The 20,771-nt window shown below is 40.1% G+C and carries 11 protein-coding genes; 10 read left to right on the forward strand and 1 reads right to left on the reverse strand.

What is annotated here, in order from left to right; genetic code table 11:
• The first annotated feature begins 118 nt into the window (after positions 1-118).
• The 10 genes from EHS11_RS05345 to EHS11_RS05390 all read left to right on the forward strand — a co-directional run bounded on the left by EHS11_RS05345 (position 119) and on the right by EHS11_RS05390 (position 18,842).
• The gene (locus tag EHS11_RS05345) at positions 119-2,770 is read left to right on the forward strand and encodes a hypothetical protein (protein WP_135763376.1); all 2,652 of its coding nucleotides are present in this window, start codon (positions 119-121) and stop codon (positions 2,768-2,770) included.
• 170 nt (positions 2,771-2,940) lie between these two features.
• Positions 2,941-4,461: an ATP-binding cassette domain-containing protein gene (locus tag EHS11_RS05350; RefSeq protein ID WP_135763377.1), complete on the forward strand. Its 1,521-nt coding sequence runs from the start codon at positions 2,941-2,943 to the stop codon at positions 4,459-4,461.
• A complete protein-coding gene (locus EHS11_RS05355) occupies positions 4,424-7,834 on the forward strand; it encodes an exodeoxyribonuclease V subunit gamma (protein WP_135763460.1) in 3,411 nt (1,136 codons plus the stop codon). Before EHS11_RS05350 ends, EHS11_RS05355 begins: the two co-directional genes overlap by 38 nt.
• Entirely contained in the window at positions 7,831-10,860 is a 3,030-nt protein-coding gene (locus EHS11_RS05360) for a UvrD-helicase domain-containing protein (protein ID WP_135763378.1), read from the forward strand. The genes EHS11_RS05355 and EHS11_RS05360 overlap by 4 nt, the downstream gene beginning before the upstream one ends.
• A complete protein-coding gene (gene recD / locus EHS11_RS05365; RefSeq protein WP_135763379.1) occupies positions 10,857-12,683 on the forward strand; it encodes an exodeoxyribonuclease V subunit alpha in 1,827 nt (608 codons plus the stop codon). Before EHS11_RS05360 ends, recD begins: the two co-directional genes overlap by 4 nt.
• A gap of 346 nt (positions 12,684-13,029) precedes the next feature.
• Positions 13,030-13,287 (forward strand): helix-turn-helix domain-containing protein, encoded by a 258-nt coding sequence (locus EHS11_RS05370; protein ID WP_135763380.1) that lies wholly within the window; start codon positions 13,030-13,032, stop codon positions 13,285-13,287.
• Positions 13,288-13,530: 243 nt separating this feature from the next.
• The gene (locus EHS11_RS05375) at positions 13,531-14,124 is read left to right on the forward strand and encodes a peroxiredoxin (RefSeq protein ID WP_135763381.1); all 594 of its coding nucleotides are present in this window, start codon (positions 13,531-13,533) and stop codon (positions 14,122-14,124) included.
• Positions 14,125-14,205: 81 nt separating this feature from the next.
• Positions 14,206-15,627: a Fe-S cluster assembly protein SufB gene (gene sufB, locus EHS11_RS05380; protein ID WP_135763382.1), complete on the forward strand. Its 1,422-nt coding sequence runs from the start codon at positions 14,206-14,208 to the stop codon at positions 15,625-15,627.
• A 24-nt stretch (positions 15,628-15,651) separates the two neighbouring features.
• Positions 15,652-16,710, forward strand: a complete 1,059-nt coding sequence (gene rlmN, locus EHS11_RS05385) for a dual-specificity RNA methyltransferase RlmN (RefSeq protein ID WP_135763383.1) — start codon at positions 15,652-15,654, stop codon at positions 16,708-16,710.
• A gap of 101 nt (positions 16,711-16,811) precedes the next feature.
• The gene (locus tag EHS11_RS05390; RefSeq protein WP_135763384.1) at positions 16,812-18,842 is read left to right on the forward strand and encodes an LTA synthase family protein; all 2,031 of its coding nucleotides are present in this window, start codon (positions 16,812-16,814) and stop codon (positions 18,840-18,842) included.
• Here EHS11_RS05390 and EHS11_RS05395 read toward each other — a convergent pair.
• Complete coding sequence (locus tag EHS11_RS05395; RefSeq protein ID WP_135763385.1) at positions 18,815-20,695, reverse strand: phosphoethanolamine transferase family protein; 1,881 nt, start codon at positions 20,693-20,695, stop codon at positions 18,815-18,817. The genes EHS11_RS05390 and EHS11_RS05395 overlap by 28 nt on opposite strands.
• Positions 20,696-20,771 lie beyond the last annotated feature (76 nt).

A 20,771-nucleotide genomic window follows, 5' to 3' on the forward strand; every position in this document is an offset into this window, starting at 1 on the left:
TTCCGTTCGAATCCGTCTACTGGTTAGGAATGTTTTTTGTTTTATCTGAGGCTAAAGACAAGCTTTACTCAATAATGGGTTCCGAAACCTCGAAAATAATTAATAAGGCATTATCAAAATGATCACCACTCTTATGATGTTACTTGGACTTTCCGGCGCTGGTGCCGGATTGTACAATGTAATCAAAGAGCCTTCCCGGGGAAAAGAGAGAGAAAAGGAAGGTGAGGGAAGTAGTAGGCGGAGGAGAGAGCGAAAACGCGCACGCGAAGAAAGCGGAGAATACGATGAAGGAGACGGTTTGCCCGATGTTCCACCTCCGAAATGGGGAGGAAGAGGAAAGGAAGTTCCTTTCCGGACTCCGAAAGGCCCTCCGGATAGGGAACCAAAACTACCTGAGCCGGTAGAGAATGACCTGCCCGAATTAGGTGACGAGGGAGATAGCGCCGGTTATCCGTCTACCGTTCCTTCCAAGTCGGGCAGATCCAGAGACAAGAATAAAAAAAAGGAAACCAAGCCGCAAGCCTTGGAAGATATCCCCTTAGGTGAGTTTGGTGAAGACGATCCTATTCTTGCGGGAAATTTAAAACAAAGAAAGGATAAACCAGAACTTTCTTTTTCTGCCGATGATATCATTTCTAAAAACTCGAAGTACGCCTTTCATAGAAGACCGCTTCTGAATGCGGAAGCATTGGTTGAGTCGGATCATGTGGAAGAAGCGATTGAGATTTATACCCGAACCGGAGATAGAATCCCCGATCCGGAGATTAAAAGCAAGATCCAAAAGAATATCCGGGACTTGGAAGAATACATTGAGTTCGGAGGCGGTGAGCCGGTATTTGAACCGGAAAAGGGTCTCCCTACAGGCAAACCAGACGAATCAAAATCCAAAAAGGATTCCAAAAAAGAAAAGTCAGGTGATTCTAAAAATGCTGATTATCAGGATTTTGTTACCGCATTAAAACAAGTATCCGAGGTATTTGCTGAATCCATTGCAAAAGCAATTCAGTATGCGCAAAATCTTCCTCCTTCAGGATCAGGTCAGCCTTCCCAATCTCCGTCGTCACCCCCACAAACTCCCGTTAGTGATAATAATCCCAATGCAATAGATTCTGATAAATTCACGCCCCAAAAACCAGACAAGCCGGAAACAAGAACACCAGACATCGGAGGAGGTGGATATACTCTTCCTCCTCCGGGAGCTGTAGGTGCGGATTTTTTGCACCCGCTGGTGTACCAATTTTTAAAGGATGCACCTCCTCTTCCTGATTACTCTCATGTGGGAGAAAAAGAGACAAAAGGGAATTATGAAAATCTACTTAAGTCTTTAAACCAAGGACTGATGGCCCCTCCTTCCGTAGGAGGACCTATCGTTTTGCCACCTAATTTTAATGCGGCGGTCACACCACCTAGCACTCCGATGGAAGGCGCGAGTCCTGCAGCTTCGGGGATAGTAGGTCCTTTCTATCTACCCAATCCTGGACAGATTCAATCGGATTTTCAGAATCTATCCGAAGCACTATCAAAGGCTACCGAAGAAGTAGGAAATCTAGGCAGTATCGCCGGTGGTATGGAATCTGCGTTAGGTGCAAATTCCAAGTCTAAGGATTTGGCGGGACTTGATCTTCCGGATGATACTTTCTTTTCCAATGAATGGAAACAATTTAGAGATCTTCCTTTGGTGGATCGTAGATCCGGAAAGGAAAGAAGAGTCAATGAGGATAGAAGGGAAAAAGCGGGAAGAAAGGACCGTAGATCGGGCCTCGACCGAAGGCAGAGTGATAAGTTTAAGGAAAGAGAAGAATATTTAAAAGATAAGGCCGTACAGAAATTAGAATCCGATGTTAAGAAGGCGCAAAACCTTCCCAAATCTTCTTTGAATGATTTGCTTGCCCCTTATTTTCCAACACTTCCCCCAAGGCCGTACTTTCCTCCGGAACAACCCAGACCGGAACCAGCTGAAAAATTAGGTCTTCCTGACCCTCTTGCGAAAGAGACACCTAAGGAAGAGGAGTGGATCGGGGACGAATCGGAATGGTTTGAAGAAACCACAAAGGCACTTCGTAAGGAAGTGGATCTACCTGCTCCCGTTGATCCTTACGATCATTCAATTACGGCACCTAAGATCGGTTTACCGGATGCGATTGATCCTTCAAAATCAAAATCGGAAACCATTATAGAAACGGACGACCCCATCCAAGTGGAATTGATGGGCGGACCCACTCAAAAAGAAGAATTAAAAATCGGTCTTCCCGATCCTGATGAAGTTTATCGTGACCGGCCATTTAAAAAAGGAGAGGAGGCCGGTTCTTATGAAGAAGGTGAAGAACCTGAGCTGGATACAGAACCTCCTGATATCGAAATCGTAGATGGAAATCTGGATGAGATTCCCGAAGCGACGGATACTCCGGATGAGCTGGCGGAAAAAGTAGAGGAAGAGCCGGAAAAAATCATCCATGGGGTTTTGGAATTAAAACCTCCCGAAGCTGATGATGCGCCGTTTTTAACTCTTACTTATGATTTCGGAAAAATACCGCATGCTTTCCGTTTGTCGAAAAACTATTCGATTATGGAATATTCCTATTTTAAATACAAACCTATGCTGATGAAGGCACAAGAATTTGCCCGCCGAAAGATGTTAAAAAATGCTTTGAACTATTACCGTGTGATCAAATCGCAAAATATTCCTCCTGAGCTTCGTAAAATGATCAATCGCAACATAAGGGATATCACAGAGTTTATGGAAAAATTCCTGATGGCTAAGGGCGGTTAGAGATTTGTTTTCTCTTGACAGACTTTTTTTCTGTTTTAAATTGTATTTACCAAGAGGTATTTTCACCGATGAGACTGACCACCTAATCATAGGTAACCACTGCTTTAAAATCCTTTCTTAAATTTTAGATGTTTGCCTATGTTTTTGTTCTTTGCAACAAAGGGGCACGCATGTTATCTCATCTATCCATTCACAACCTATCCTTTCGGTTTCCGGGCTCGTCCTATTATCTGATAAAAGAGGCAAATCTTCATTTTCGAAATAATTGGACCGGGATCGTCGGTCGAAACGGTTCAGGAAAAACTACTCTCGCCAAACTGATTACAGGTGAACTGAAACCCGATCAAGGGGAAATCATCGGCAATGTTGGTGCGGAATACTTTCCCCAGGAGCCGATTTTAAAATCGGAGAGTTTGGAAGAATTTTTATACGATGATTCCAATGAATCCGGGTTTTGGAAAAGTATGCTTGGGATCGAATATGATTTTCTGAATCGAATCGATCATTTGAGTTATGGAGAAAGGAAAAGAGTTCTTTTGGCGATCGCAGTTTTTTCCAATCCAGGAATTTTGATTTTGGATGAACCGACCAATCACTTGGACGAAGAAAGTAAGGATCTATTTTTAACCGCGATGTCGGAATACAAAGGAATAGGAATTCTCATCAGTCATGATCGGGAATTACTCGACTTATGCGAGTCTTGTGTTTTTGTAAATCCTCCTATTGCAATGCAAAGAGCTGGGAATTATACGGAAGCTTGTATTGAAAAAGAAAAGGAAGAAGAAGAAGTCTCGCGCAATTTGGAACAGATTCGCAAAGCCAAAAAGAAATTGGATCAGGAACTGAAAAGAAGGAACGAAGAGGCACTTACCGCCGACAGGAAGAAGTCCAAAAAGGGGCTTTCTCTTCATGACCATGACGGAAGGGCTCGGATTAACCTAGCCCGCTTTACCGGAAAAGACGGTCATGCGGGAAAATTAAAATCCCAGTTGGAAAGTAGAATAGGGCAAATGGAAAAAAAAGAGTCCTCTTTAAGGTCCGAGCTTTCCAAAAAAGATACGTTAGGCGCTAGCTGGAAAACCGGATTTTCCAAACGGGACTTTCTTTTTCAAAAGGAAGAATCGGAATTGGACTTCGGGTATTTAAAACTCAAGTTGGGAAAATTGTCGCTTTTTCCCGAATCAAAAATCTCTTTAAACGGTTCCAACGGTTCCGGGAAATCCAGTTTTTTAAAATGGTTTGCCTTGGAACTAAATCTAACAAACGATAAAGTATTTTATCTTCCTCAGGAATTTACGAAAGAGGATAAAAACAATTTGAAGATTTTCTTCGAGGAGATGGATTCGGAAAAAAAAGGAGAGGTGCTTTCTACCATCCATCGTTTTGGTTCCGATCCGACCCGAATTTTAGAATCGAACGATTTTAGTCCTGGAGAGTGGAAAAAACTTTCGTTCGCAGTAGCGTTAGGTAACCGGCCCGAACTATTGATTTTGGACGAACCGACCAATCATTTGGATCTTGCCTCGATCGAAGTATTGGAGTCCATTCTACAGTCGGCCCCGTCCGCAATTTTACTTGTGAGTCACGACATCCGGTTTTTGGAAAGGCTTTCCTTTTCGGAATGGAAAATTCAAAATGGAAAATTATCAGCCGATGCCAATACAACATTTTACAAGTCTTTCCTTGCATGATATCAGTTCGCTTTTATCTGACAACCTATGGGAGGAGAGAAAAAAATATCCTCTCAAAGCTCCGACAGTAGTCATTCCCAACCTAAACATGCGTAGGTGGTTGGATTTGAATCTGGCAAAGATAGGTGGACTGTCAACCTTAGTAAGGTATCAATTTTTAGAAAGATTTTTTGAAGAATATTATCTCGGTCGTGCCGGAAAAGAATATGATCCTTTGGTTCGGACATTCCCCGGACCGGAAAAGATTCAAAAAAAGATTTTGTCTTATCTGATTCAAAACAAAGAAAAAAAAGAATTCGGTTTTCTATCATCTTATCTCACAAACATTCCCCGAGTATTTTCCCTCAGCTCCAAACTTGCATTGCTTTTTCGGGATTACGAATTGAATCGTTCCGGTTGGATCGAAGATTGGGCGAAAGAAAACCGAATAGAGATTCCTTCCGTATCAAAAAAAAAATCGGAACTCCCGAATGATAATGATTACCTGCGAATGGAAAAAAGGGTCTATCAGGATATATTTTTAGATCCTTCTCTTTCAGAAGAGAACTTACAATCTTCCATTCATTTTTTTCTAAAGGAAGCGAAAAAGAAAAAAGAAAATTTTGTAAATGAGTTTTCTTCCGTTCATTTGTTTTGTCTTTCCAATCTTGCTGATACATATTTGGGGATTTTGGAATCCATCTCCGAGGCGGACGATTTTCCGGTTTATATCTATCAATTTCATAATGGACTTTCACATATTCCAAAGGATAGTCTGATTCCTGTTACCTGGTCGAGGCCGCAGGTTCAAACATATTCCCGCATTCGGAATATGCGCAAAACATCCCAAAAGGATATTTCTCCGAAACAAACATACCCGGAAGGACTAGGTGCTCTGAGAAAATTATTGTCCGGACAATTGAAGGAACCGTACACTTCGTCCGAATATTCTTCGACAAAGGATTTTTCAGTGCGTTTTTGGAATGCACCTTCCGTCTTTCGGGAAATGGAAGCGGTTGCCAATGATATTTTATACCAACTAAACCAAAACCCCGAGCTATCGTATGTGGATTTTGCGATACTATTAACGGATATCAAAACATACCGGCCTACAGTAGAATGGGTGTTTGATGGAGGATTGCTCATCCAAAGTTCGGAAACCGCCGAACCAATCCGAAAAAAAATTCCGTATTCGCTGACGGATATCAAAGCAAGCGATTCTTCTTATCTTTACCAAGGCTGTATGGTTTTTTGGGATCTGTGTTCCGGCGTTGGGATTACAAAGGATACTTTTTTGTCCTTACTTCACAATCCTTTGTTTCTTTCCAAATCGAATATTGACAACGAAACTCTATTGCGATTGGAAGAACTGATTGAGCTAACTGGCGTTCAATACGAAGAAAAAGGAAGAGAAGAGGAAGGATTTCAAATCTCTTCCGGATTAAGAAGGATTCGGTTGTCTTCTGTTTTGGATTCGGATTCATCCTGGGATAATTACGGAGAGATGCTTCTGTCAATGGAATCGGAAGAAGATCCGGTCGTCCTGACTGAAATTTGGGAACTTGTTTTTCAAACAAGAAACAGACTCCGATTGATTTTGGAAAAACGAAATTGGGGAAGAGAAGAGTTTTTGGCAGTCCGGGAAATACTTGAATCCTTATTCGATCTTTCCCCGGATTCCGGGGAAGTAAATCTGTTTCATTCCTTTTTGGAATCCCTTTCGGAATGGGAAGGGTTGGAAAAATTATCGGAAACGGACGGCATTCAATTTCTTCGTTTTGTCACAGAACAGGCGTTTGATAAAATTCCCTACCGTAAAGGAGATTATCTGACGGGCGGGGTGACGATCTCGCTTTTGCAACCGATGAGACCGATTCCCTTCAAACATGTTTACATACTGGGCCTTGGAGAAGGAAAGTTTCCGGGTTCGAAAGATCTTTCTCCTTTGAATTTAAGAAAAGATGTTCCCGAAGATTGGGATATCAATCGTAAGGAAGTAGGCGAGTCTTTGTTTTGGGAATCCTTACATTCCGCAGATGAATCAATTACTCTAAGTTATGTGGGAAAAAATATCCAAGAGGATAAATTGTTCGAACCTTGTTCAAGTCTTTACGAGCTGATGTTCGGTTTGGGAGTTGAAGCTGCGACAGAGATCCCTTTGCATTCTTACAGCAAACTTTATACTCATAAGGAAGAGGAGTTGAAAAGGGGACTTCTCAGTTTTGATTTTTCAAAACACTGGCTTTCTATGGATAGGAAAGATCATTCTCTGCTTTCCCGTTTTCAAGACCCGGCTTCTTTGGAGATTATCTCCAAAACGAATCCTCACAGGCTGATTCATTTGAAAGAAATTTCCCAATTTTTGGAAGACCCCCTTTCCGCATATCTCAGCAAAAGAATGGGAATGTATTTGAATGAAGAGGAAACCGATCGGGAAGCCGGAGAACTATTCACCATACAAGAGCTTGGCGAATCGGTGATCTTGAAATCCGTTTATGAATATATGATTCCCGATTTGGTCGGAAACGGAGATTGGCCATGGGATGAGAGTCGTTTGAAGGAATTACTTTCCGCCGAAATAAAAAAAGAGAAGGCGAAGGCAAAATTCCCCCAATCCGTATACGCTGAAGTTAAAGAAGGAGAATTGTTGCGATTTCTTTTGATCACAAACGAGATATTTAAAACATGGAACCCGGAATTTGCTGGAGGAACGTACCATCGTTTTTTTAGCTTAGGTGATACGGGGCTTTCGGAGTCGGTATGTAAAAAGATTCCTTCTTTGAAAATCGGCGCGGAGGAAATTGTAGGGGAGTGGGAACATGTAATCGAAAAAAACGGAATCCATTTTTGGATTCTGCCGAAACTTTTGGAGAAGAACCCGGAAGTGGATTGGAACGGTTATAGCGACTACTGGAAAAAAATGAGTTTTCCTTTTTTGAGTTCTTTGGCTGTTCTTGCTTCGGAATTGTCCGATTTTAGAATCTATTCTTTCCGCTCTAGGCCCAAGGGAGATACGAAGAAAAAAGGAGACGATAGTTTTTTACTTCGTTATAAAACAAAAGAACCGAAAGAAAATCTTTCTTATCTTTCCAAACTCATTTCACTTTATCAAAAAGAAGAACCATATTTTTTTCCAAGATATGCATTTTTAGAATATTATATAAATGTGGAGAAAGCCGCGGGCAAAAATTCCAATCTGCCCAGCCTAACAGAAATTTACGGAGACGAGCTTTCCTGGAAAAGATATTTGAACGAAGAAGTCGAAACGATTCAATCCGGTTTGGATTCTATCGTTCGTTTGTATCCTGATTTGCATTCGATGATTTTGGAATCTTCCCTTGGTTTTGCCGAAGATTTTTATCAACCGTTCTTGGACTGGAGGATTCATTTATGAGCCTTCGTCCGTTTCCATTGCAACATAGTTTTATCGAAGCCTCCGCAGGAAGTGGCAAAACGTATACGATTATGGAGATTGTTTCCGATCTGATTCAATTCCATCATATTCCGCTTTCCAAGATTCTCATTCTTACTTATACGGAGAAAGCTGCCGGGGAACTCAAGGAAAGACTTAGAAAAAAGCTGGTTGAAGAGAAATTAACAAATGAACTTCGGGAATTGGACTCGACAACCATCTCCACAATTCACGGATTTTGCAATATGGTATTGGGAGAATATCCGATTGAAACCGAAACATTCGATCATTTTAAAATTACTGATGTTAAATCAAGAGCAAAACTTTTGTTATATGATATTCAGCATAATCTTTGGGCCGGCTATGTAGAAAAAGAAAAACTAAGTGATTTGCTTTCCGGGTCGGAGTTTTTCAAGTCTACGGATAAGATCCTTTTTTCAGTGGAAAAATTGCTCAGCGGAAAACCTTATCCTTATAAGATGGAGGAATGGAATTCCGAAAATTTCAGACAGAATACCGCGATATTGATTTCTGAAAAACTTAAGGAAGAATTTAAAACAGGTGAGTGGATGAGTTATGATCAGATGGTCCTGAAACTAAGAGATTCTCTCCAGACAAATCCTCATTTGAAAGAAGCACTCGGAGAAAGATACCAAGTGGGAATCATTGATGAGTTTCAGGATACGGATGCGGGACAATATGAAATTTTTTCTTCTTTGTTTTTGGAAAAAGAAAACCGGGCTTTGTATCTGATCGGAGATCCCAAACAATCCATCTACGGATTTAGGGGAATCGATTTGGGAACTTATCTCGGAGCCAAACGGGAGTTAATTAGTAATGGTGCCGGATCGTTTCATCTGGAATATAATTTTCGTTCCGTCCCAGAACTGATTTTGGCCTATAATAAAATCATCGGATATTTTTTCCCCATTGAAGAAATTGAAGAGAAGGTGGATTATATCCCGGTCCTCGTTCCGGAAGAAAGTTCTCTGAAGACAAAAAAAGTGTCTCAGGATTCGGAAGATTCGATTCATATTTTAAGACTATCCGAAAACAAACTCAGTATCGGTGAAGCAAGGGATTTATGGATTGATTGCGTTGCTTGTGAAATCGACAGGATATTAAATTCGGAAAAAGAACTTTCTTATATTGAAAATGATAAAGAAAAAAAGATCGGCCCCAAGGATATTGCGGTTCTTGTGGATTCGAGAAAAAACGGAATCTTGGTCGGACAGGCTTTGAAGGAGAGGGGGATTCCATTCACTCTTTACAAACAACAAGGGATCTATCAATCGGAAGAGTCGATTCAGATTCAAAATATTTTGGAATGTCTGCTTGATCCGAATAAACCTTCATCATACAGAAAAATACTTTTAAGCGATATTTTCAAAATCCATCCGAAATATCTGGCGGCATTCGACGAACATTCGATAGATTCTTATGAAAAAACCATGTTGAATCGTTGGAAGGTGCTTGCTACGGAAAGAAAGTTTGCTGAACTATTCCGTTCCATCGAAGAAGATAGTCGGATTTTACTCAACGAAGAAGAAACCGATATCATTTGGGAAAGAAAAAGAACCAATTACAGACAGATTTTCCGAAAGTTGCTTCAGTTCCAAATTGCAAAACAAGTCGGTCTGGAAGAAGTTTTGAAAGAGCTGGTTCGCCTCGGGCAAGAAAAAACGAACGAAGAGGAACTGCCGTTATACGAAAAAGAAACCGAAAAAGATGCAGTTCAGATTCTGACGTTGCACGCATCCAAAGGTTTGGAGTGGCCGATTGTTTTTTTATTTCATTTGAAGGGATATTTGAATTCATATCATAATTCCAATTATAGTTATTCGATCGGTGAAAACGGAAAGAGGATACACCAATTGGACCTTTGGAATGCGGATAATAAAACCTATCTTAGCCAATTGATTAGGGAAGACAAACGGTTGTTCTATGTAGGGATGACCCGACCAAAGTATCGGCTGTATCTGCCTTATTTTGAAACTGCTTCAAATTCTCCGTATAAGAATTTTGTTCATACGGCATTGACACAAAGCATAGGAACGAAAGGGATCGGGTTTCGGGACTACGTTCCTTCTGCGAAACGGAAAAAAGTTTCCCAAAGTTTTTTTTCCAAGGAAGAATCGGGGTCTCCTCTCTATTTCCAAGAATCAAATCATAGAAAAACAATCGAAATCAACAGTTATTCTTCTCTGCGTGCCAAAGAAGAAAAGGAAAAAGTTTTTTTATTCAATGATGCCGAGTCGAAAAAAAAATCGGACGATGAGAAGAAAACGATAAAGGAGATTGCGGATCTTTTGCCTTCTTCAGCTAATACAGGTTCGTATTTGCATTCTCTTCTGGAAACATCCGATTTCTCCTGGTTTATGGTTCCAAGTCCCGATGATTTGTATAAAAATGAAAAGCTAAGAAACAAAATAGATTATCATTTGGATCGGTTTGGTTTGGTTTCGGACAAACCTGTGTATGAAAGAAGAACTATGGAAATTTTATGGAATTCCTTGAATGCAGAGATAGGAAGGACCGGTTTTCGATTGGGAGAATTGTCAAAGTCGGATCGGGTTTCCGAAATGGATTTTCATTTGTATTTGGATCACCCCAAGTTCAACTCTCTTCCCGAAGGCCCCGGCAATTTTTTAAAAGGTTCCATTGATCTTGTATTTTCCTTTCAGGATAAGTTTTATCTGGCGGATTATAAGTCAAATTTGCTTTCGGATTATTCTTCCTCTCATTTGGAAGATGTGATCTCCGACCCGGAAAGCCGATATGACCTGCAAAGGGATATTTATGCTTTGGTTTTAACGGAGTATTTGAAAAGTTTATACGGTGAAAAATACGCTTTATCGAAATTAGGCGGTGTGTATTATTTTTTTCTCCGGGGAATGAAAGTCGGAAACGCGGATGGAATTTATTTCGACGGAGATTGGAGCGAGGAAAGATTGGCAAACATTCAATCGGAAATCCAAAGGCTGACAAGGGAGGTGCGTCTTTCGTGAAAACCTTTGTATCAAAATTGAAAGAAGATTTGCAGAACTTGAAACATAGCTCCGGTTCGGCGGAAGGACAGGAACCATCGTTATTCGGATCTGCGGATTTTGAAGCCATTCTGACCGAATTATGGCTTTCGGAAGAAGAAGGAAATCTATGTGTTCCTGTAAAAAAAGAATGGGAAGATATTTTAAAATCCAAACCGGAAGGTTTGATACTCGAAAGCAAAGGCAAAGAAAAGTTACTTTATTTTGAAAAAACATTTAAAACCAAAAAGGCTTTGGAAGAAAAATTAAAAGAAAGGATCGCCGCAAGCACTAAATTAAAGTTAGATGAAGGACGGATCGTTTCCTTTTTGGAAAAATCGGAAGGCAAGGCAGGCGCGATTCGTTTGAAAGAGGGTCAGAAGGATGCTATCTTTGCAACGATTCGCAGTTCGTTTCAAATCATCAGCGGAGGTCCTGGAACAGGCAAAACCACGGTTGTTGCGTATTTACTTGCAATCTTAAAAGAATTGGGACTCTTGCCTGCGACGGAACGAATTGCTTTGGTTGCTCCGACGGGAAGAGCAGCACAAAGACTTACCGAATCCATTCGGGAAAATCTGAATAAAATCGATTCAGCGAAAGACGACTTGTTGCGAGGACAGACAATTCACAGTCTCCTTGCCTACAAACATTACTTAGGCGGGTTTTATTACAACAAAGACCGTTATTTGCCGCATGAACTGATCATTGTGGATGAAGTTTCCATGGTGGATTTAAATTTGATGCGCGCTCTTTTGGAGGCGTTGCCCGGCCAGAAACAAAAACCGATCCGACTCATTTTGATCGGAGATCCCAATCAATTGCCTTCGGTAGACAAAGGTGCTGTTCTTGGTGATTTTTTGTCCGTATTGGAAGAGAAGGGAAAATTCGTTTCCAAACTAACAGAGAGTAATCGGCAGAAGCTTGGCAAAAACGGAAGGATATCAAAAATCACGGAACTTGCCGATTTCATTTTGAAAAACGAATCATTTGATTCCAAAAAACCAGTCTCCGTTGAAAAAGATTTGGAGAAGACGGATGAGATCGGTGAATCTGTTTCTTATTCCAGCGAAGTAGTTTGGTTTCAAAATAAAAACGGTTCTGACAATGGTTCCAGAGACGAAATCCTTCTTCAAGTTTGGAAACAATATTTGTTTCCTCAGGTAAAACGAATTTCGGAATGGAAAATAGAAAATCATACCGAGATCAAAGAAAAATCTTTATACGATCGGTTTTCTCTGGAGTTGAAAAAATTCCGTTGTTTGACAACATTCCGTTCCGGATATTGGGGTGTGGACGGAATTCAGGAAAAACTTTCCTTTCTTGCCCAATTGGAGTTGAAGTCGCAGACAAAAAATGTCCCCGGTTTTATTTATAAAAAACATCTCGCAGAACGGTTGTACTACTCCGGTTTGCCGATTCTTGTGACCGAAAATGATCGGAATAGAAAACTATTCAACGGAGATATCGGACTTGTTTTGAAATTAGGAGAAGAACTAAGGGCAGTATTCCCGATTGATAATGAATTGTATCATTTTGCATTGGACACTCTTCCCAAACATGAGGCGGCTTACGTACTTACCGTTCATAAAAGCCAAGGTTCCGAATATGAAACGGTTTTTTTCTATTTGCCGGACAAGTTGAAGATGGACTCCAATGAAAAGGCAAATCGGCTTTTGAATCGGCAGATTCTTTATACAGGTTTAACGCGTGCTAAAGAACAGGTGATACTTGCAGGCAGTACCTCTTCTTGGGACTTCGGAATAGGAAATTCAACACGAAGGTTGACAGGATTTCAGATATAGATTTCTTTTTGTGGTTTTAAATAATTGTATTTTTACTCATGATGATTACGACAAACTAAACTTAAAAAAATTAGCAAAGAATTTCACTTTAGATAAACAATTAACGCAATATACTAATAATAGATATGAAGACAAAAATAAACAAATCAGGAATCGAACGAGTAAAAAAGATAAGAAATGATGCTGAGCACAAATCGGCATTAGGTGAGGTTTTAATGCTGATGACCCAAAAAAAGCAGTAGAAGAAAAATTAAGATATGGGGCTTTACTCGAAGCGGTTAAGGAATACGAAACATCTAAACTAGGAAAAGATGAAATTAATTTAGTAGATTTAATTCATTTCAAAATGAATCAAAAAAATATATCTCAAAATCAATTAGCGATTTTGCTCGATGATCCTCCATTAGTTTCTAGAATTTTAAGAGGCAAAGCTGAGATTTCTAAAAAGGCTGCGATCTTACTCAACAAATATCTTGATATCGAATTTGAAGTGCTCTTTCAAAAAGAGATTGAAGAAGTAGCGAAAAGGGAATTTTCGGGACGAGAGAAGTCGAAAGATTTTTTAGGTAAAGGAAGAAAGAAAAAAGAGTTAATTACTCATTAAAAAATAAAAAACATCTGATGAACTGTATCTCCTTGTTTCTTGTGGCAAGGATAGAAGCGGAAATCCTTCGCTAGGCAAGCGAAGATTGGAGCGGATAGCCTGGTCGGGCTTAAAAATAAGTTTTTATTCAATCCCTTCGAGCCACCCAGGAGCTTTGGTCCAACGCCTATTTGCTTTTTTCCTAAAAAACATCTGGACAAAACTAGGTCTAAATTTAGAATAATTCTAAGGAGTGAATCAATCATGCCACAAGTAACCTCTCACGCGCCAGATTTTAAGGCGACTGCCGTCATTGGCCAAACATTTAAAGAAATCAAACTATCCGACTATAAAGGAAAATGGGTCGTCCTTTTCTTTTATCCATTGGATTTCACATTTGTATGCCCAACGGAAATCATCGAATACGATGCAAAATTGGAGGATTTCAAAAAAATCGGCGCAGAAATTCTAGGAGTTTCCATTGACAGTGAGTTTTCTCACTTAGCTTGGAAAAACACACCTAAGAAAGAAGGCGGGATCGGAGACATAAAATACCCTCTGATTGCTGATAAAACAAAGGAAATCTCTAAAAACTTCGGAGTTTTGATTGAATCCGGTCCGGATGCGGGTGTTGCTCTTCGCGGAACATTTCTCATCGATCCGAACGGGATCATTCGCCAGGCAACTGTGAATGATCTACCGGTGGGAAGAAATATCGACGAAGCACTTCGCCTCATCAAAGCATTCCAATTTGTTGAAAAACACGGCGAAGTTTGTCCTGCAAACTGGGACGAAGGCAAAAAGACAATGAAAGCGGATCCTAAGGGTTCCAAGGACTATTTTGCTTCCGTAAATTAAAATTTCCTTCTACTCCAAATCAGACAGTATTCCAGTCTGGTTTGGAGACCGATTTTAGTCTATTATATAGAGACATAGACAATGAACACTACAGCTGAAATCCCAAAAGAAAATTCCGATTTTTATCCGGCTGACGGATTCCCCAAGGGACTCACTCGAAAAGTAGTAGAGTCGATATCCCATATCAAAAACGAGCCTTCCTGGCTAACAGAGTTTAGGCTAAAAGCATTTTCCATCTACGAAGAAAAGCCTATGCCGGATTGGGGATTCATTCCTAGGTTCAATATCAATATCGATGACTACGTTCATTATGTAGGAACCAACCAGAAAAAGAAAAAATCCTGGGACGAAGTGGATCCTGAAATTTTACGCAGTTTTGAAAAACTGGGAATCCCCGAACACGAAAGAAAATACCTTGCTGGTATGGAAACGATGAACGATTCCGAAACGATATATGCCAATGTGAAAAAAGAGCTGACCGATCTTGGAATCCTTTTTTGCGACATTGATACCGCCATCAAGGAATACCCTGAGATCGTCCGTCAGTATCTGGGCACTGTGGTAACGATCGGAGACAATAAATTTTCCGCCCTCAACTCATGCGTGTTTAGTGGTGGCTCGTTTGCATATATTCCCAAAGGCGTAAAAACTCCTATGCCTCTTCAGGCTTATTTCAAAGTCACTGCTGCGAGTTCCGGCCAATACGAAAGAACCCTTCTTATTGCTGATGAGGATTCTCATTTGGAATACAGCGAAGGTTGCACATCCGTCCAAGACAAAGGAACCAACTTTCATACTGCAGTCGTTGAGCTTGTTGCCAAAAAAAATGCCAAGATATTTTATACCACCATCCAAAACTGGAAGAAAAATATGTACAACTGGACCGTAAAACGCGGAATATGCGAAGAAGCGGCTCATATCACTTGGACGGACTGCAATATCGGCGCCAACACAATCAAATACCCAGGCATCATTTTGAAAGGCGATCATTCCACAGGTGACGTACTTTCCCTTGCTTTTGCAGGTGGGGGACAAGTCCAGGACACAGGAGCGCGAATCATCCATGTAGGAAAAAATACCCGTTCCAATATATTGGCAAAAGGTGTGGCCTTGGACGGAGGGATCAATTCCTATAGAGGACTTGTTAAATTCGAACCTTCCAGCAAAGGATCTTACAGCCATATCAAATGCGACGGGCTTATGATGGACAACCGTTCTCAGTCCCATGCTTATCCTTATAATGATGTTTCCGGAGAGGAAGGGACTTTGAATTACGAAGCGACCGTTTCCAAAATAGATGAAGACCAATTGTTCTATCTCCAGTCCAGAGGGCTCAGCGAAGACGATTCCAAATTGCTTATCATTAACGGGTTTTGCGAAGGAGTAACAAAACACTTGGATGTGGAATATTCCGTGGAAATGACAAAACTCATCCGAATGATTTTGGAAGACGGAAAAGTAATTTCCGAAACTCCCGCCCCCAGCTTTGCGGCAAAGGCTTAAAAGTTTTTAAAGCCTGAAATACATATGAAAGAAGAAAAGTTTATACTGAAAGGGAAACGTCTGGAAGAAATCCAGGACTTTTGCAAATCCATCGGAGTGGAAGCGTTTCGCGCCAAACAATTGTATACTGGGATTTACAAAAACCGTTATACGTCCATTTCCCAATTTACTACTTTTTCCAAAGAACTCATCGCCAAAATATCTGAAAATGCGGAATTCCCGGAAATCCAACTGGGACGTCAGTTGATTTCGAAAGACGGAACCAGAAAATTTACATTCGAAGTAGAACCCGGAAAAGAAATCGAAACCGTTTGGATTCCTACGGCTGACGAAGAACGTAAAACCATTTGTATTTCTTCTCAAGTGGGATGCACTCTCAACTGCGCATTTTGTGCTACGGGACTTCTCGAATACAAAGGGAATTTACATGCTTGGCAAATTCTGGATCAAATCATCCAAGTTGAAAAGATAGTAGGCGATCGGGCAACTAACATCGTTTTTATGGGAATGGGCGAGCCCATGCATAATTATTTTTCAGTAATGAAGGCGGCGCATATACTCCACGATAAGGATGCTTTCGGGTTGGGTGCCAAACGGATTACGATTTCCACGGCAGGAGTAGTTACAGGGATTACCAGGTTTATCGAAAACAAAGAACCTTTCAATTTCGCCATTTCACTCAATCATCCCAATCCGAACACGCGCCATACCATTATGGATGTGAATGTAAAACATCCTTTGGAAAAACTTCTTGCGGTGGCTCGCAAATTCACCCAAGATTTGGATCGGATGATTACGTTTGAATATGTATTGATTCCTGATGTCAATATGGGGCGGGAAAATGCAGACCGACTTGTGAAGATTGCAAGATCCGTAAACAAATGCAAAATCAACGTGATTCCTTTGAATACCGATTTTACCCAATGGAGAAGACCCACGGAAGATGAAGTGGGGGAATTTGTTTCTTACCTGAGAGCAAAAGCGGGTGTACCTATCTTGAACAGACAGAGTCCCGGTAGAGATATCAACGGTGCCTGCGGTATGCTTGCTTTAAAAGGCACTAGAAAGGAAGTTGAAGTTTAATAATTTAATATTCTAATGCAAATGGAAAAAGTATCCTGTAGTTCTTATCTTGACCGCATAGTCAATAATTCTAGTTTGATACAGTTGAGGAGAGCTGAGTCATGAAGAAGAGATTGGCTGCGATTATTCCCAAAGATTTTGTTTGGAAGTTCCCTTCCCAGTTCAAACTTATCTTTGTTTATGTTTTGTTCTTTTTTGTCATTTTAACTCTCTACCGATTTACATTTCTCTGGGTATATTTTTACCGCCTGGAAGATGTAAAAACATCGGAGATGTTGCATGCCGTGCTCTTGGGAGTTCGTTTCGACCTGGCAACGATCTCAATGGTTCTTGGACTATTTGCAGTTTTATCGGCCGTTCCTTTTTTAAATAGATATTCCCCCTACCGTTTCTTTTGGGGTTATACTCCTATTATACTCAGTTTATGGATGATCTCTCATTTGGTTGCGGATATCATTTATTATGAGAATGCAAACAAACATATCGGTTACGAAGGTTTTGTTTTTCTCGGCAAAGATTTGGGAGTTTTGCTCAAGTCCGCATTTGAACAAAATCCGTATCTCTCAATCGGCACTTTATTCTTTTTGGCTGTTTTTCTGCCGGTCTCCACTTGGATTTTTAAAAAATTCAATCCTTACCGGTATGCCGAACTTTCTTGGAAACAAGAGCTCATTCAATTTGTTTTGATACTTGCCGTTGTGATCATAGGCATCAGGGGAGGGCTTCAGACTTCTCCTATACGAGCTACCAATGCGATTGTTTCCGGAAATACATTTGCAAATAACCTGGCGCTCAACGGTGTTTTCACATCGGTGATGGATTTAAAAAGCCAATCCATTCCAGGTTTTCTCAGAATGGATTCCAAAGAATACATTGAAGTGGTGAGAAAAGAAATCTCTTATGAAGGCGCTGAATTCATTAGCGATCGTTATCCTCTTCTTCGTCTGCAAAAGGAAACAAACAAAGGAACTCCCCCCAACGTTGTGTTGATTTTATTGGAAAACTGGACGGGCAAATTCATCCGACCGATCTCCGACGGTTTGGTTGACGGAAAGGAAGTAGCACCTAATTTCAATCAGTTGGTAAGGAAGGGCAGGTTTTTCAATCATTTTATGGCCTCCGGAGGAAGGACTACAAACGGAATGATGTCCATCCTGACGGGAATACCCGACAGACCCGGACTCACTGTAGTTCGAACCCATCAGGTACTTGGAAATTTTTCCGGCCTCGGAAGTATTTTCGGGAAGATGGGCTATAATACTTTTTTTGTCACCGGTGGGGATTTGAATTTCGACAATAAAAATACTCTGATGCCTCATTGGGGTTTCAAAGATGTCAACGGCGAAAAGGAAATCGTCAAACTAAATCGATTCAAATTGGGAAGTTGGGGATATGACGATGAAGACGTTCTAACTATACTTCATGAAAAGATATCATCTTCCAAAAAACCTTTCTTGGGTGTGGCATTGACTTTGACCACGCATTACCCTTACAGAACTCCTCATGAATCTTTTAATATTTTCAATTCGGATACGAGAGACTCTGATTTTTTAAATGTGTATCATTATGCGGATTATGCGGTGGATCGGTTTATGAAAAAAGCGGAAGCGTCTCCGTATTTTTCCAATACCGTTTTTGTGTTCGTTGCGGATCATACCCATCACAGATATCTGGATTATTACGACGATAGAAGAGTTCCTTTTTTGATTTATGCACCAGGTAGAGTGAAGCCAGGTATAGACGAATCCATCGGATCCCAATTGGATGTGATTCCAACTATCCTTGGTTTGGTGGGAAAGGAGACGTATTTCTCGGCAATGGGTAGAAATCTGCTTGCGAAAGACCGTTCTAAATCCGCTTATTATGCTTACGGGAATTTATTCGGTTGGATACAGGAAAATATTTTTTACGCGCGATTTTTCGACGGAAAAGAAGATTTTGCCTACGATACCAATCCTCCCCGTGAGAAAAAAGATATTTGTAAAATCAATCACTTGCCATGCGATGATTTGGGAATCAAAGCAAGAGCTTTCTTGAATTTGAGTTACGACCTTTTAAATCAAAATTTGATTTTTCCCACAGACAAAGAATTGGATAAAGTCATTCATAAAGAGATGTCTGCCGTAGAATAGAGATCGGAACATAGATTGCAGTCTTTTAGGAGAATGCGGTACTCTTTCCTTTTTGCTTCGCTAAGTTTCGGCCAGAGATTTTCAGTTTCGTTTCCATCATTCGTATACTCAAACAACTCTTCCGTAGGAGAAGTTTTGTTCAATCTCAACATATAGTGCAAGTTTTTGTATATGAAGCTGAGTCCCACACGGTAAAGCGATGTTTCGTTATTATTTGCGATAAAGATTTTTCTATCGGTAGGAATCTTGGTCAAAAGGGATCTTCCTTCGAGTTTTGCCTGATAGGGAGCTATATCCTTTCTTTCTCTTATGCCTAGAAAGTCGATGATAGTGGGAATGATATCTATATTTTCAACATTCCTATCTTGATTGATTTTTAAAATTTGATCTCGTGTTTGCGACCTGAGTGATTTGGGAATATAGAAAAACATAGGAATGGATACGGTTTCAATATGATTGCTCTCCACGTGCCCGATGTATCCGTGTTCGAATATTGTTTCTCCGTGATCGGATGTAAAGATAACAAGAGTGTTCTCTTTTAAATTTTCCTTTTCTAAAAATTCAAACACATCTTCCAGAAGTGAGTCCAGATATCTTACGGAATTGTCATACGGTGCAAGTATGTCCTTGCCAACGGGCAAAAACTCATATTCTTTCGGGATAAAGTAGGGAAAATGATTTGTATTGAAATGCAAAACTCCCGCAAAGGAATTGCCTTCCTTTTTCAACAGAGACACATGTCTTTTGAATTCCTTTACTGTTTTTCTGTCATCAATTCCAATATCGTTGAACGTAGAGTTTCCGCTGGTTTCTTTATTCCAAAGATAATCTATCCCTGCGTTTTTAAAAAAACCTTCAAAGTTGTTCCAACGAAAGCTATGGCTGGAGATAAAAAATGTGGATAGATTCACAGCTTTACCATACTCCCAAAACAAAGGAGAACTGTGAGTCAAAGAGACAGGTTGTTCCGGAGAAATTCCGGATAATATGCTCGGAACGGAAATCAATGTGGAACTGGAGTTGGAAAAACTGTTTTTAAATAGGATTTTATCACCTTTGCTAGCGGATGAAAAACAACGACTTAAATAGGGGGTAGTATCTCTGTTATATCCGTACAAACTCATACTTTTTCTACGTAAGCTTTCCGCTACGATCAATAGTACGTTCACCTTTGTTTTGTTAGCTAAAGTTTCAAGTTTAGGTTTGTTTCTGGATTGTAATCCTGCAGAACCAAGTCTATCACCGGTAAGTAGATTGTATACATTCCGATTTATGAATACTACCGAATTTGTATCTGCTACAAAAATCTGGTCATTGAATCGTGAATTATTATGAAAAAATAAATTAAGTAAGATAACGGATAAAGTGACTGCTGGGTAGGTCCATTTGAAAAAACGAAATTTTTCCCGGCGGGTAGTAGAACGTAAGGAATAATAAAAAACAAAAAATACGATCACAAAAAAAAGAATGGAAACGAAGGAAAGCCCCGCACGGAACAAGGTCCAGCTATTATAGGGCTCCTGGAAGATGAAAGAAAAAACGAAAAAATTGGGCATGATCCCAGAGTATTGGAAATAACCGTAAGATCCGATTAGAGCAATTGTATAGAAAGCGGAAATGATAATTACCAAAAATTCATATATGGGTTTGATTCTATATAGGTTGAGTAAACTAATAAGAAAAAAGCCATATAGAAGTAGGGAAAAAAGGATAGAAGCAAAATAAAAAAGTAACTGGTTAAGTTCAAGTCCCTTAACAATTTCGAATCTGAAACCTAAATCAGTAGCCAATATTGTAATTGGGATTAGAAGTGATAAAACCCATTTTTTTATATTATTATGGACTGATTTCATAAATTTCCCCTTATGGACTATGTTCAAATTTCAATGAAATTTTGGGGCACGAATTGGACAAGCTCAAATAGGAACT

The organism is Leptospira ilyithenensis, from assembly GCF_004771005.1.
Classification (GTDB): domain Bacteria; phylum Spirochaetota; class Leptospiria; order Leptospirales; family Leptospiraceae; genus Leptospira_A; species Leptospira_A ilyithenensis.

Excerpts from the sequence above, each read along its gene's own strand:
- sufB (WP_135763382.1), top strand. The coding sequence starts at position 14,206 with ATGAACACTACAGCTGAAATCCCAAAAGAAAATTCCGATTTTTATCCG.
- EHS11_RS05375 (WP_135763381.1), top strand. The coding sequence starts at position 13,531 with ATGCCACAAGTAACCTCTCACGCGCCAGATTTTAAGGCGACTGCCGTC.
- EHS11_RS05390 (WP_135763384.1), top strand. The coding sequence starts at position 16,812 with ATGAAGAAGAGATTGGCTGCGATTATTCCCAAAGATTTTGTTTGGAAG.
- EHS11_RS05350 (WP_135763377.1), top strand. The coding sequence starts at position 2,941 with ATGTTATCTCATCTATCCATTCACAACCTATCCTTTCGGTTTCCGGGC.
- EHS11_RS05395 (WP_135763385.1), bottom strand. The coding sequence starts at position 20,695 with ATGAAATCAGTCCATAATAATATAAAAAAATGGGTTTTATCACTTCTA.
- EHS11_RS05345 (WP_135763376.1), top strand. The coding sequence starts at position 119 with ATGATCACCACTCTTATGATGTTACTTGGACTTTCCGGCGCTGGTGCC.
- EHS11_RS05370 (WP_135763380.1), top strand. The coding sequence starts at position 13,030 with ATGAATCAAAAAAATATATCTCAAAATCAATTAGCGATTTTGCTCGAT.
- EHS11_RS05355 (WP_135763460.1), top strand. The coding sequence starts at position 4,424 with ATGCCAATACAACATTTTACAAGTCTTTCCTTGCATGATATCAGTTCG.
- EHS11_RS05360 (WP_135763378.1), top strand. The coding sequence starts at position 7,831 with ATGAGCCTTCGTCCGTTTCCATTGCAACATAGTTTTATCGAAGCCTCC.
- rlmN (WP_135763383.1), top strand. The coding sequence starts at position 15,652 with ATGAAAGAAGAAAAGTTTATACTGAAAGGGAAACGTCTGGAAGAAATC.